This is a genomic window from Camelimonas fluminis (assembly GCF_014656355.1).
In the GTDB taxonomy this organism is placed as follows: domain Bacteria; phylum Pseudomonadota; class Alphaproteobacteria; order Rhizobiales; family Beijerinckiaceae; genus Camelimonas; species Camelimonas fluminis.
Genome location: NZ_BNCG01000016.1, coordinates 5507 through 18692, shown reverse-complemented (window position 1 = coordinate 18692; position 13186 = coordinate 5507). Strand labels below are relative to the sequence as shown.

The 13186-nt window shown below is 64.5% G+C and carries 13 protein-coding genes and 2 pseudogenes; 10 read left to right on the top strand and 5 right to left on the bottom strand.

The annotated features are described in order from the left end of the window. The first annotated feature begins 122 nt into the window (after nucleotides 1-122). Nucleotides 123-1049, top strand: coding sequence for an SMP-30/gluconolactonase/LRE family protein (locus IE243_RS15540; RefSeq protein ID WP_210319877.1), 927 nt, complete (start codon nucleotides 123-125; stop codon nucleotides 1047-1049). 146 nt (nucleotides 1050-1195) lie between these two features. Here IE243_RS15540 and IE243_RS15535 read toward each other — a convergent pair whose 3' ends face one another. Then, nucleotides 1196-1909: a type 1 glutamine amidotransferase gene (locus IE243_RS15535; RefSeq protein WP_191320311.1), complete on the bottom strand. Its 714-nt coding sequence runs from the start codon at nucleotides 1907-1909 to the stop codon at nucleotides 1196-1198. A gap of 188 nt (nucleotides 1910-2097) precedes the next feature. Beyond that, the gene (locus IE243_RS15530; protein ID WP_191320310.1) at nucleotides 2098-2880 is read right to left on the bottom strand and encodes an SDR family NAD(P)-dependent oxidoreductase; all 783 of its coding nucleotides are present in this window, start codon (nucleotides 2878-2880) and stop codon (nucleotides 2098-2100) included. A 442-nt stretch (nucleotides 2881-3322) separates the two neighbouring features. Between IE243_RS15530 and IE243_RS15525 the strand changes: the two genes are divergently transcribed. Further along, nucleotides 3323-3742 (top strand): VOC family protein, encoded by a 420-nt coding sequence (locus IE243_RS15525; RefSeq protein WP_191320309.1) that lies wholly within the window; start codon nucleotides 3323-3325, stop codon nucleotides 3740-3742. Nucleotides 3743-3870: 128 nt separating this feature from the next. Beyond that, nucleotides 3871-4512: pseudogene (locus IE243_RS15520) on the top strand (magnesium chelatase domain-containing protein); the annotation flags it as partial. 99 nt (nucleotides 4513-4611) lie between these two features. Here IE243_RS15520 and IE243_RS15515 read toward each other — a convergent pair. After that, nucleotides 4612-5595 (bottom strand): DUF2806 domain-containing protein, encoded by a 984-nt coding sequence (locus tag IE243_RS15515; RefSeq protein ID WP_191320308.1) that lies wholly within the window; start codon nucleotides 5593-5595, stop codon nucleotides 4612-4614. A 235-nt stretch (nucleotides 5596-5830) separates the two neighbouring features. On the opposite strand from IE243_RS15515, the gene IE243_RS15510 reads away from it, so the two are divergent. Continuing rightward, complete coding sequence (locus IE243_RS15510; RefSeq protein WP_191320307.1) at nucleotides 5831-6943, top strand: hypothetical protein; 1113 nt, start codon at nucleotides 5831-5833, stop codon at nucleotides 6941-6943. Between the two features lie 38 nt (nucleotides 6944-6981). On the opposite strand, the gene IE243_RS15505 is transcribed toward IE243_RS15510, so the two are convergent. Next, the gene (locus IE243_RS15505) at nucleotides 6982-7881 is read right to left on the bottom strand and encodes a recombinase family protein (RefSeq protein ID WP_244643209.1); all 900 of its coding nucleotides are present in this window, start codon (nucleotides 7879-7881) and stop codon (nucleotides 6982-6984) included. A gap of 66 nt (nucleotides 7882-7947) precedes the next feature. On the opposite strand from IE243_RS15505, the pseudogene IE243_RS15500 reads away from it, so the two are divergent. From IE243_RS15500 to IE243_RS15480, 6 genes and pseudogenes are all read left to right on the top strand, one after another. Next, a pseudogene (locus tag IE243_RS15500) lies at nucleotides 7948-8856 on the top strand (YifB family Mg chelatase-like AAA ATPase); the annotation flags it as partial. A 377-nt stretch (nucleotides 8857-9233) separates the two neighbouring features. After that, entirely contained in the window at nucleotides 9234-9944 is a 711-nt protein-coding gene (locus tag IE243_RS15495) for an acid phosphatase (RefSeq protein ID WP_210319876.1), read from the top strand. Beyond that, nucleotides 9919-10071 carry a hypothetical protein gene (locus tag IE243_RS23190; protein WP_210319875.1) on the top strand — a complete coding sequence of 51 codons (153 nt, stop codon included), beginning with the start codon at nucleotides 9919-9921 and terminating at the stop codon, nucleotides 10069-10071. Before IE243_RS15495 ends, IE243_RS23190 begins: the two co-directional genes overlap by 26 nt. 221 nt (nucleotides 10072-10292) lie before the next feature. Then, nucleotides 10293-10547, top strand: a complete 255-nt coding sequence (locus tag IE243_RS15490; RefSeq protein WP_191320304.1) for a hypothetical protein — start codon at nucleotides 10293-10295, stop codon at nucleotides 10545-10547. 220 nt (nucleotides 10548-10767) lie between these two features. After that, nucleotides 10768-11394: an HAD-IA family hydrolase gene (locus tag IE243_RS15485; protein ID WP_191320303.1), complete on the top strand. Its 627-nt coding sequence runs from the start codon at nucleotides 10768-10770 to the stop codon at nucleotides 11392-11394. Nucleotides 11395-11527: 133 nt separating this feature from the next. After that, nucleotides 11528-12301, top strand: a complete 774-nt coding sequence (locus IE243_RS15480) for an HpcH/HpaI aldolase family protein (protein WP_191320302.1) — start codon at nucleotides 11528-11530, stop codon at nucleotides 12299-12301. A gap of 118 nt (nucleotides 12302-12419) precedes the next feature. Here IE243_RS15480 and IE243_RS15475 read toward each other — a convergent pair whose 3' ends face one another. Next, nucleotides 12420-13136, bottom strand: a complete 717-nt coding sequence (locus IE243_RS15475; RefSeq protein WP_191320301.1) for an alpha/beta hydrolase — start codon at nucleotides 13134-13136, stop codon at nucleotides 12420-12422. Nucleotides 13137-13186: the final 50 nt, after the last annotated feature.

The following is a 13186-nucleotide window of genomic DNA, read 5'->3' as shown; positions in this document are numbered from 1 at the left end:
TCTGCTGGCGGTCGCGGTGTTTTCCGCCGGAGCAGATCCGCTCCGCGCCAGGAAATCGCACCAGATCAAAACAATGGAGCGAATGCCGGTCCGGATGTTCGTTCAAAAGGGAGATGTCGCCAGTGAGCAAGGTTGAGCTTGAACTCGTCACGGAAGGGCTGGAGTTTCCGGAAGGGCCGATCGCCATGGCGGACGGGTCAGTCATTCTGGTGGAAATTCGCCGCAAAACGCTTACCCGCGTGACGCCGGACGGCAAGGCCACGGTGGTCGCCGAACTCGGCGGCGGCCCCAATGGCGCGGCGATCGGGCCCGACGGCGCTGTCTACGTCACCAACAATGGCGGCTTCAACTGGGTGAAGCGCCCGGACGGCACGCTGGCGCCGCACACCCAGCCCGACGACTACGCCGGCGGCTCGATCCAGCGCGTCGATCTGGCGTCGGGAAAATTCACCACGCTGTATACGGAGGGCGGCGGCCGCAAGTTGCGCGGGCCGAACGATCTGGTGTTCGACCGTGAGGGCGGCTTCTGGTTCACCGACCTTGGCAAGCATGACGATGAGCGCATGGACCTCGGCCATCTGTACTACGCCAAAGCGGATGGTTCGGAGATCATCAAGGCGCGCAGCGGCCTGCTGACGCCCAACGGCGTTGGCCTGTCGCCGGATGGCAAGACGGTGCATGTGGCCGAAACCCGCACCTCGCGCGTCTGGAGCTTCGCCATCACCGGCCCCGGCCAGGTGGCGACATCGACCGACCGCTACGCCCAGCACGGGGTGATGGGACCGCTGCCCGGCTACCAGTTGCTCGACAGCCTCGCCGTGGAGGCTGACGGCCGCGTCTGCGTGGCGACCATCGCCAATGGCGGCGTCACCGTCTTCAATCCGGCTGACGGCTCACATGACCACATCGCCGTTCCGGACGTGCTGACCACCAATATCTGCTTTGGCGGCGCCGACATGCGCGACGCCTGGATCACCGCCTCATCCACCGGCAAGCTGTACAAATGCCGCTGGCCGCGTCCGGGCCTGAAGCTGAACTACAACGCCTGAGCGCTGACCGGACCGCCGGGGCAGGCAGGGACGGAAATCCGCTCACGCCGGGTTTCCGTCCTGCTTTTTCCGCCAGCGCGCTGCCGCAGCAACTGACCGTCGGGCAGGAAGCGACGCCGACAGCGCAGGTGAGCGGGGGCTGGCGTTCAGGCCAGCGCCGTGCGGTAAAAGCGGGCGAAGGCCTGGCCGATCCGCTGATTGTCCAGCGCGCCGCCGAGGCTGGCGCGGGCCATGGCGGCGACGTCGGCGGGGGGGGCGCCGGGACGCGCGTTGTCCAGCATCGTCGTGACCGTCCGCGGCCGGAACTCCGGGTGGAACTGCACCGACATGGCGGGGAAATCATAAAGCAGACCGCCGTGCGGCGAACGCTCCGAGGCGACGATCACCTCCGCGCCCACGGGAAGCCTGGTGACCTGATCCTGATGAAAGGACAGGGCGGAGAGAGTCGCGGCGCCGTCGAACAGCGCGCGCGCCCTGGCGGCGACCTGGTGCTGCTGCCGGCCCACGTTCCAGCCGCCGCGGGCTTTCTCGATGACGCCGCCATGGGCGGCCGCCATGATCTGGTGGCCGAAGCAGACGCCGCCGACCGGAACGCCCTTTTCCGCCGCCTCCCGCAAAAAACCCTGCAGCGGCTGCATCCACGGCAGGTTGTCATAAACGCCGGCGCGCGAGCCGGTGAGCATGTAGGCGTCATACGCCCCCGGAGCTGGCAGACGGGCGCCGGCGGGGACCAGGGTGGAGCTGAATGTCGCCTCCGGCAGCGCCGGCGTCAGCCAGTCGATGAACAGATCGCGAAAACGCACGCCGCGCGCCGCCATCTCCGGCCCCAGATCATCCAGTTCGAAAATATGGAGACGCACGCTGGTTGTTCCCTTGCTGGCTGCGGGCCGGCAACCTGCGCCCGCTCTGGCCAGAGTTCAATCGCTCTCAGGGGCGCCGGCGCCCAAAGGGAGGGCAGGCGTTGCGCCGTCGCGGCGTGAAAAAGGGCAAAGAAAAAGCCGGCGGTTTCCCGCCGGCTTCGAATGTGGACGTCGCGCGACTGCAGCGATCAGCGCGGAGCCATGCGGATGGCGCCGTCGAGACGGACGTCTTCGCCGTTGAAGTAGCCATTGGTGATCATGGTCAGAGCCAGCTGCGCGTACTCTTCCGGCGCGCCGAGACGCTTCGGGAAAGGCACCGAAGCCGACAGGGCCGCCTTGACGTTCTCGGGAGCGCCCTGCAGCAGCGGGGTGTTGAAGATGCCCGGCAGAATGGTGTTGCAGCGGATGCCTTCGCTCATCAGGTCGCGGGCGATCGGCAGGGTCATGCCGACAACGCCAGCCTTCGAGGCGGAGTAAGCGACCTGGCCCATCTGGCCGTCTTCAGCGGCAACCGAAGCGGTGTTGACGATGGCGCCGCGCTCGCCGTGCTCCAGCGGGTCGAGCGACAGCATGCCCTGCGCCGACTTGGCGATGCAGCGGAAGGTGCCGACCAGGTTGATCTGGATGATGCGGTTGAAGGCGTCGAGCGGGAAGTGGGTGGCTTCGCCGGTCTTCTTGTCGCGGCCAGCGGTCTTGATGGCGTTGCCGGTGCCGGCGCAGTTCACGAGGATGCGCTCCTGGCCGTGGGCGGCGCGGGCCTTGGCGAAGCCGGCGTCAACCAGCTCTTCGTTGGTCACGTCGACCTTGCAGAAGACGCCGCCGATTTCCTTGGCGAGGGCCTCGCCCTTCTCTTCGTTGAAGTCGAAAAGGGCGACCTTGACGCCCTGGGCGGCGAGCGCGCGGGCGGTCGCGGCGCCGAGGCCGGAAGCGCCGCCGGTGACGACTGCGGAGACGGATGAATCGAGCTTCAAGGCATATACCTCCCAAACCGTGGCGCAGCGCATGACTGGCGACCACAAGAGAAACCTGGCGGAGCAGGCCGGGGCCCGATCTCCGGCGTCAGACGCCCTGGCATGAGCCCGGCGGGCCATGACCATGCCATGGACCAACGGTCGCGAGACATGGAACGGGCGTTCCGAAAACAATCGGGACGGCTCCCGCTCTAATGCGGTCCGCATGTGTTGGTCAAGCGTTTGGCAGGTGGAAATCCATCCATCTTTTCGGGGGATGTCGCAAAAGGGCGGCTGGCGCGGCAGCGCTTCGCGCCGGGCGCTGCGACATGATAGCGGCCCAGCGTGGCCAGCGACCGTGTCGGGGCCAGGGAACCGGAACCGCGCCGCTGCTCCGCTTGTGAACCGGCCGGACGCCAGGGCGTGCTAACATGCCCGCACGCCAAAGCCGGGAGGACCAGCCATGCCGCGCATGATTTTCATCAATCTGCCAGTGCGGAGTTTGCCAGCCGCCACTGCTTTCTACAAGGCGATCGGCGCCGGGCAGAACATGCAGTTCAGCGACGAAACCGCGTCCTGCATGGTGCTGTCAGACACGATTTTCGTCATGCTGCTTACCCACGAGAAATTCCGCGGTTTCGCGCCGCACCCTGTCGCGGACGCGCGCCAGCACACCGGAATGCTGATCGCCCTGTCCGCGGACAGCCGCGAAGAGGTCGATGGCCTGGTGCGCAAGGCTGGCGCGGCGGGCGGGACGGCGGACGTTATGCCGACGCAGGACCACGGCTTCATGTTCCAGCGCACATTCGCCGACCCCGATGGTCATGTCTGGGAAATTTTCTGGATGGACCCGGACGTCGTGCAGCAGCAGCCGGCGACGTAAGCGCGCCGACGGGTAAAGGGAGAGATTTTGAACGCATTATTACTTATTTATTCTTGCTGAATTTTATATTTACTGACAGTATTTTCCCGTTTGACGAGAGCCGCCCTGAGGGCGGGGGCGGGGACGGCATGGCGACGCATGTTTCAACGGTGGCATTCGCCGGCATCGAGGCGCGACCCGTTGACGTTCAGGTGCAGATTTCGAGCGGCGCCGTGGCTTTCGCCATCGTTGGACTGGGCGACAAGGCGGTGGCCGAGTCACGCGAGCGGGTGCGCGCCGCCCTGCTGGCGGCGGGGCTGGCGCTGCCGGCGAGGCGCATTACCGTTAATCTGGCGCCGGCTGATCTGCCCAAGGAAGGCTCGCACTACGACCTGCCGATCGCTCTGGCGGTGATGGCGGCGATCGGCGCGTTGCCTTCCGACGCCCTCGACGGTTTCACCGTGCTGGGCGAACTGTCGCTGGACGGTTCTATCTGTCGGGTGACCGGCGTGCTGCCGGCTGCGATGGCTGCGGCGGCCCAGGGGCATGGGTTGATCTGCCCGGCGGCCTGTGGCGCTGAGGCGGCCTGGGCCGGCGAGGAGCTGGAGATTCTCGCGCCGGAATCGCTGCTGCGCATCACCAGTCATTTTCAGGGAGCCCAGGTGCTGTCGCGTCCTGCCCCCGTCATGCGTCAGGAGGAGACGGCGCTGCCCGATCTGGCCGACGTGCGCGGCCAGGAGCTCGGCCGGCGGGCATTGGAGGTGGCGGCGTCGGGCGGCCACAATCTGCTCAGGTTGTTGTCAATGGACCTCTGAGTATGGAGTCTGCGTATACGCATTGCCGTTGCGCGGTGCTAAGGATGTGCGTCCTGCTTGCACTAAGCCTGATGCTTAAGTCGGTGCTTGAGCTGAAGCGACCAGCCGATAGGTTGGCATGCAGAAGCCGCCGTTTGGAGTCGGCTGGATGCCTCCGACATAAACTTCATCGCACTTGAGCTTATTCAGCAGATACCTACCAAATGCTTCGGAATCGAATTCTCTGTTCACAATTTTGACAAAAGACATCGCCGCTGGCGAAAGTAATGATGCGCTGATTGTTGCGGAAGTTCCCGGATTTCCCTTGAAAAGAGCAACTAAATCGTCCCCTCTTAGTCGGAAGAAGCCCATTGCATCATCGCCAATTTTCATACCTAATGCTTTGTCTGTCGTCCAGAAGCCGGCCTGTTCCAGTCTGACGATCTCTGGGATGGTCAGGGCGGGAGTGACGCACTCGTGGAAAGCCGCGTCAGTGCCTGTGCAGAAGGGTAGAACTCGGTCGATGAGTTGCGTCGTCTCTGCGTCAAGTAGCGATGCGAAGTGCAGAGTAGCGGGTGCTATCGAGCGCGGTGAGCGGATTTCGCCGGCCAGCAGTTTTCCAAACAGCACACGTAGGTCCTCGCTTGATGCGTCCTCCGCCAGCCGCTCGAATTTTGCTAACCAGTCATCCGCCGGGCCTGTACTCCCCTCCGCAGGTGGATCATTAGAAAGGTCTTCGATGGCGAACGCAGCGACTGCGTCTTTGTTGGCCTGAATACGAAGGCTGCGATCCAAGAAGTTATTCAATGCGCGGTCAACAGCAGCAGGGTCTCCCACGGCTGATTCAAGGGCTTTCTGTGACAGCCCCCGCGTGATGGCGCTTCGAGCCGCATTGCGATCTCTTACGCGTTGGGTCAGTCCTTCAATATGTGCGATGGGATAGTCTGCACCCGCGCCGATCAAACGGCTTATGGCTTTCCCGGCTGGTCCCAGAAGTATTTGAGGGATGCCACCTTCGATGATTCTCTCAATCCAGCCTCCTGAGTCCGGGGTCGCGTCTTCGTTTTCAAGATCGGCCATCTTCGTTCCCATTCCCCGGTCTATATCGAGCAGGCTTGTTGCACAGAGTAAGTGACCATTGATGAGCGGGCAACGTTATCTGAACCGAAAGACAGCGATGATCTCCCGGTGGATCGACGTGGCCTTCTCTCCGCCGGAGGTGGTTCATCTCGTGAACTCCTGAGCGCCACTTATAGGCGACTCAGAAGATATATGTTATGTCGTTCCCGTTTCGTTTCGTGCAAGGAGACGCGGTTTGGCGACATCCCTTCACATGCTCGTCGAGCAGATTGAAGACGCGGGTACGACAGAAAACAATAAAGTTGAAATATCTGCTGCCTGCCGGGCGGTTAAGCCATACTTCAAGGCTCGCCCCAGCGCCGGTCTGGTACGCCAGATACTCCACCATATCAGGGATGGAGGCGAACCTCATGAATGGTGGGGGCACACTCACACACGACCGCCCAAGGGCGGTGCGCTGGTCTATCTCGAAGAATTTGACCTTCCCCTAGCTCGCTTCAGGGGGAAGGTGTGGGCTGTATGTCCATGCTGTGCCCCGGAAACCCGGAAGTATGGAAAAGCGGGCAAGATCGGTTGGTTTCCAGACGAGGCGGTCATCCGATTGCTGGGTCCGGCATGCTTTCGCTCTCTCGATCAAGGCGCACATGACAATGCCTATCGAGAACTAAAAGCGGAAAAACGAAAGCAGCAGGATGAGGCTTTCGTGTTGTCCAAGCTGCCTCTCTTGGGCGGAGTTCTGGACGCTTGTCAGCAGGCGACATTGGTCGCTGAAGCGCTGGATGAATTCAGGGCTGACCTTGTCAAGGTATTAGCTGACAAGAGGTTTCCACTTTGGGATCATGTCAGACGCGATGGGAAACTCAAGATCGTTCAAAAGGCGAAGGACCTGCGGGTAAGCCGTGACGGAAACGCATCCCTCGTCGACATTGAAGTGGAGCGCTCCCACGCTGACTTGCCTGGCTATGAACTGCTGAACCCAGCTTGGAAACCTATTGCCCCAAAGCTCAGACGGGCAGGGGAGAGGTTGGAAGCACACGTGCTGACCGGGGATTGGCGCGGTCGCGTTGCTAATATGACCGACTTGGATAGGCACAGGCTGGTTCGCTCGCTCAACTTCAGTGTCAAAACAATTAGAGAGTGTATCTCGGACCTAGAATCAGGCCGAAGGCTTGCTGTGCCCCTGACGGTCAAGACACTTCGGGCTTGGGGCGTGCGCGAGGGGTGCCCAATTCCCAGCCAGTGGAGCCACGATTTCAATCATATCACCTTCGCGAAGGAAGGTTCGTTTTCATCCATCGTGCGTATTCCGCCAGCGATGGCCAAAGAGCTATACAAGGTTCAGTTTTAGCGAACCATTGAAGGCCGCTGGGACGCTTCACGGAGCGACTACGCGGCCCGAGATTGCCTCATGGCTAGAGATAAGGACAATCTGGGAGTGCCCCCTACGGCAGTAGCCGCAGGGGGCCGCGTCTTGCGCGGGAAGGACCCCGACTTGACCAGACGGGCCAGAACTTCCTTGCCTTCAGCCGTGGCGTAGATGGTGCAGAAGCCACGCTCCGGGTGCAGCTTCTCGATGAACTTGCCTTCCGCCTTCGCCCCACGACGGACGCGGTAGCAATTGACGGTCGGGCTTCGGTAATAGCCGAGGGCCACGAGGGTGCGGGACACCATGCCGAGGTTGATGCGGTGGTCGAGCATCTTCACGTAGTCACGGACGGTGTGCAGGTAGGTGCCGACGCTTTCCTTCAGGGCGTCCTTTGCGTCGGTGACATCCAGAATTTCTTCAACCAGCTTGATGTTAGCCTCGCGGGCTTGATCCCGCTCAGCCTTTAGCCGCTCCACCTTGCGTTCCATGATCTGCATGGCGCGGAGGATGAGGGCCTCGTCGTCCTCTTCTGTTCCCTTGCCGATGTTCTCTTCGCCAGCGACGTAAGCGCCTTCCTTGCGGATGGTAGGCAGGACGACGTGACGGACCCAGCGGTCGAACTCGCGGGCCTTACGCGCAGCTTGGCGACTGACACGGTCGAGGCTTTCCACAAGGAGATAGGAACCGGGCTGAACCAACTCGTCCTCTACAGCTCGCTTGAAGTCCCCAAGGCGTCCTGTTTCCGCGTTCGCTCCCCGGAATGCCGAAACACCGAGGTCGTGGAATGTCAGGTCCGCAAGCTCAAGCCCGTGACGGACGGCATACTCCTGCGCCAGTGCCGTCTGGCGACGGAAGCTGTCCCCCTTGGCTTGCTCGGGGGTGGAGAAGCGGAGATAGCTGTACGCTTTAGGGCGTTCCATACGTTGTCTCATCCGGGTTGATCCTCAAAGCCTTACGTGCCATATGGGTCCTAAGTCAACATCAGGCTGATGAGCGGGCCGCCGGGGGCGGGAAAATCGATGCTGGCGCAGCGGTTGCCATCAATCCTGCCGCCGCTGTCGCCGCGCGAGCTGCTCGACATCTCCATGGTGCATTCAGTGGCCGGCCTGCTGGAAACCGGGGCGCTGACTGACCGGCGGCCGTTTCGCGCTCCGCACCATTCCGCCTCGATGGCGGCGCTGGTCGGCGGCGGCGTCAACGCCCGGCCGGGCGAGATTTCGCTGGCCCACAACGGCGTATTGTTTCTCGATGAGTTGCCCGAGTTCAGCCCTCAGGCGCTGGATAGCCTGCGCCAGCCGCTGGAGAGCGGCGAAGTGATGGTGGCCCGGGCCAATCACCGGGTGACCTATCCGGCCCGTTTCCAGCTGGTGGCGGCGATGAATCCCTGCCGCTGCGGGCGCGGAACCGAGCCCGGTTACGCCTGCCGGCGCGGGCCGAATGAGCGCTGCATGGCGCAATACCAGGCTCGCCTTTCGGGGCCACTGCTCGATCGCATCGATCTGGTGATCGAGACGCCCGCGGTGAGCGCGACCGACCTGATGACGGCGCTGGAGCGGACGCAACCGGGCGAAAACTCCGCCACGGCGCGCAAGCGCGTTCTGGCGGCGCGCGCCGTACAACGCCAGCGCTTCACGGCCTTTGGCGCGCCAGACCTGCTGAACGCCACCTGCCCGGCGGCGCTACTGCCGGACATTGCCGCTCCGGACAAAGACGGCGCCCGTCTGTTGCGGGCGGCGGCTGAAAGCATGCAGCTGTCGGCCCGCGCCTGGCATCGCGTGCTGCGGGTGGCGCGCACGCTGGCCGATCTCGCCGGCGAACGCCAGGTGGGGCGCGCCCAGGTGGCCGAAGCGCTGGGCTATCGCATGCATATCGACCGGGCTTCGCGCGCGGCGTGACGCCAGAATGCTTTCCGGCGAGGCTGGATCGTTTGGTTGATCAGACTTCGTTCAAAACAGGAAAATCCGCAGCGGTCAGGTCGACCTGTTTGAGGGCGGTTCCGGTTGGCGATTCAGCGGCGACCAAACCTCAGCGCCAGCCTGGCTCAGGCCCGGCCAGGGCCTGATTCCTGACGCCCTCGCCCAGGCGATCTGTGGGCGATCTGTCCATGTGAACCGGGGCGCGTGAGAACGGCGCCGCCAGGCGGGAAAAGCCCAGGGGCGATATCTGGGCGATGTCTGGACGATATATGGGCGGCACCTTGTAACAAACGTCAGTTGACAGACGCCGCGCCGCTCCGCACGTTCGCGAAAAGCAGTGCGCGAGGGGGGCGGAAATGGTCAGATCATCTGTGGTTCTGGCGGGCGTCATGTGCCTGCTGGCTGTTGTCGCCGGCCCCGGTGGAGCGGCGGCGGGCGATGCCGGCGCGGCGAAAGCTCCGCCAACGACCAATCCGGCTGATCTGAAGGAACTGCGGCCAGGCATCCTGGCCGGCTACCTGCCGCGCGAGGAGGCCATTGACAGCCTGGCGCTGCTCGGGCCGCCGCCGGATGCGGGTTCGGCGCAGCAGGCGCGGGACGAGGCGGCGCGGCTGGCGGCGCTGAAGCAGCGCGACACGCCGCGCGCCAGGGTGGCGGCGCGCGACGCTGTCTACAGCTTCCCGCGCGCCGTCGACGCCTTCTCCTGCACCATCGGCGTCGAGATCAACGAAAAGACCACGCCGCACCTCAACATGTTGCTGCGGCGCACGCTGACTGACGCCGGGCTTGCCACCTACAAGGCCAAGAACAACTACAATCGCCAGCGTCCCTACGTGGCCGCCAACGACAATGGCACCTGCTTCGCCGATCACGAAGAAGGGCTGCGCAAGGACGGGTCATACCCCTCTGGCCACGCCGCCTTCGGTTGGGCGTGGGCGCTGATCCTGACCGAGGCGCTGCCGTCGGAGGCCAACGCCATCATCCAGCGCGGTTATGATTTCGGCCGATGTCAACGCTGGCCGTCTGGTCGGCGCAGCGGTGGTGGCGCAGCTGCACGCCAACCCTGATTTCGAGGCGCAACTGGCGGAAGCCAAAAAGGAAATCGCGGCGGCGCGAGCTTCCGGCGCGGCGAAGCCGGACTGCGCGCTCGATGATGCCGCCGCAACTGCGGCGAGGGCTTCGGCCGGGCGCTGACAGACGGCGCTGGCGGTCCGCCAGGGGTAAAACCAGCAAGACCAGCCGCCGCTGGCGCGCTGGATCGCAATCGGGACCGGCCGCGCCGGCCCCCAATGCCGGCGCGCTGGCGGCGGGGTTGAACGGGCCCCGCGAAACCGTCTGTCTTTTTTGAATTCAGGCGCCTTCCTGGCGCAAGGTGGCGTTCACTTTGCGGGATGGCGCTCTGGTGGGAGAACATCATGAAGCTGGTCAAACGTCGCGCGGTCGTGGCGGTGCGTATGGTGGGGGCGATTGCGATCGCCGGCCCGGCCCTGTTGCTGGGCGCCTGTCAGACCAGGACGCCGGAAACGCGGGCGCAGCAGCTGGCGCGCATCTGCGCCGATCCCTCCAGCCTGCGCCCGGACAGCTTCTACTTCGGCGAGTGCGTCGCCTACAAAAACCCGACCGCCAATCAACGCCGCCAGATCTATCTGAACACCGCGCCAGAAAGCTGAGCGACGCGTGGCGCGGGCGTTCGTGAGGCATGCGCCTTTGCAGCCGCTGGCGGCCGCGCCTCACCAAATCGTAGCCGTCTGTCTGGCGCCAGGACTGCGCCCTGACCCGCCGTTCGGCGGCCGCCACACTTCCCCACACCGCGATTGCATTCTACAACGCCGTGAAAACCGGTAACGGACGGGCGGCCCGGGGGCTGGCCCGTTCCAGGAGGAAACAGGCGTGATCGAAGCAGTTATCTGGGATTTTGGCGGCGTTATCTCGTCCAGCCCGTTCGAGGCCTTCAACCGTTACGAAGCCGAACGGGGCCTGCCGAAGGACTTCCTGCGCAGCGTCAACGCGGCCAACCATCTCGACAATGCATGGGCGAAGGTCGAGCGGAACGAAATCGACAACGACGCTTTCGATCGCCTGTTCGCCGAGGAGAGCAGGGCGCTTGGCCATGAAGTGCCGGGTCGCGACATGTTCGAACTGCTCGGCGGCGACATCCGGCCGGAAATGGTCGAGGCGCTTCGCCGCATTTCGGCGCGCATGAAGACCGGCTGCATCACCAACAATCTGGTGGTCAGCGCCACCGACAATCCCAAGTCCGTCTACAAGGCCGACGTCATGGCGCTGTTCCATGAGGTGATCGAGAGCGCCAAGCTCGGCATGCGCAAGCCCGATCCGCGCATTTACACCATGATGACCGACAAACTCGGCGTCGACCCGGCGCGCTGCGTCTATCTCGACGATCTGGGCATCAATCTGAAGCCGGCCCGGGAGCTCGGCATGACCACCATCAAGGTCATCGACCCGGCGGTGGCGCTGGCCGAACTGGAACGCGCCGTCGGCTTCCCTCTGGGTTGATGAGAAAGAGCGTTTCCGGTGAGGCGACCTCGCCGGAAATGCCCTGACCTTTGTTTCGCGCATTTTCTTGCGAAAGGTGAGCGTCCACTTTTCCCTGAAGATACGCCCGCCCGCATCATCACCGGAGCGCGACATGTCGGTTTATCAGGCTTTCACGGACAGTTTGCGTGGCGGCGGCCCGCTGTTTTCCGCATGGATCGGCATGGGCGAACCGCAGATCGCGGCGACCCTGGCCCGCTCCGGTTTTGACGCCGTGACCTTCGACATGCAGCACGGCGCCATCGACTTCGCCGCCGTGACGCGGGCCGCGCCGCTGGTGTTGGCCGCCGGCAAACCCGCAGTGGCGCGCATCCCTGTCGGTGAGTTCGCCACGGCGTCGCGACTGCTCGACGCGGGCCTGTCCGCCATCATCGCCCCGATGATCAACAGCGCCGACGACGCGCGGGCGCTGGCGTCGTTTTGCAAGTTCCCGCCGGTTGGCGGGCGCAGCTGGGGACCGGGAGAATCACGCTTCTCCAGCGGGCTCGATAACGCCGGCTATCTGGCCCGCGCCAACAGCCTGCTGCCGGCTTTCGCCATGGTGGAGACGCGCGAGGCGCTGGCGGCGCTGGACGACATTCTGGCGGTTGACGGCGTCGACGGCCTATTCGTCGGGCCAGCGGATCTGTCGATTGCTCTCTCCGGAGGCGCATTGATGGACCCGCAATCCGCCGAGGTGGAGCAGGCGCTGGCGCATGTGGTCGCCCGCTGCCGGGCGGCGGGCAAGACGCCCTGCGTCTATGCGGTGTCGCCCGAGCGGGCCCGTGTTCTGGCGCAGGCCGGTTTTGCGTTCATCGCCGTTTCCGGCGACGGGGCGCTGCTGCGCGCCGCCGCCGACAGCGCCGTGAAAACGGCGCGTGGGCTATAGCCAACGAATGTTGCAGCCACGCCGCGCGCTCACGCGGCCTGTCCGCATCTCCCGGTAGCCTGGCGGCGCGCCCGTACAATCCTGACGGCGTCTCTTTGATACAGCCTGGCGGCGGCTTCTATACAGCCTGGCGGCGGCCTGGAGGGCGCTCCGGCAAACCAAACGCCCTGGCGAGGAAGCGGCCGGCGGAAATGACGCCGCGCGCCCCTGGCGCATGGCCAACGCCTTTCAGCACCTGTCCCTGATGCGGCACGCCGGCGGCTGTCAGCACGCGGGCGGTCAGCTCCAGCGCTTGGGGCGGAATCACCTTGTCGTCGGCGCCGTGCACCAGCAGCACCGGTGGGCGGCTGGCAATGTCCCCCTGCAGTCGCCCGGCCTCAGGCTGGTCAGCGTCCACCAGAATCCCGGAAAAGCTGACAATGGCGGCGATGGGCCGGGACCGGCGCAGTCCGACGGCCAGCGCCATCAGTGCGCCCTGGCTGAAGCCGACCAGGGCGATGTCGCTGTCGCGCAACTGGTGGCGGTCGCGCTCCTGATCCAGCCAGGCGTCCAGCGCCGGCGCGGCGGCTGCGACGCCAGCGCGCCGCACGGCGGGTTCAAAGGAGGGCAGGGGAAACCACTGTCGCGAACCATCGGCGTCCGGGCACGGCTGCGGACCATTGGGGGCGACGAAGGCGGTGTCTGGCAGCAGACGCCGCCAGTCCTGCGCCAGGCGGAATAACTGGCTGGCGTCGGAAGCGACGCCGTGGAGCAGAACCACCAGCCGGCGCACTGGATTGCCCTCGGGCATCAGTCGGGGGCAGTTCGCCGAAACGTCATCAAACCGCGAAGCCATGAATCATCTCCCCTGGCGTTGCTGGAGCGCCCGTCTGGCGCCCAGTGGGT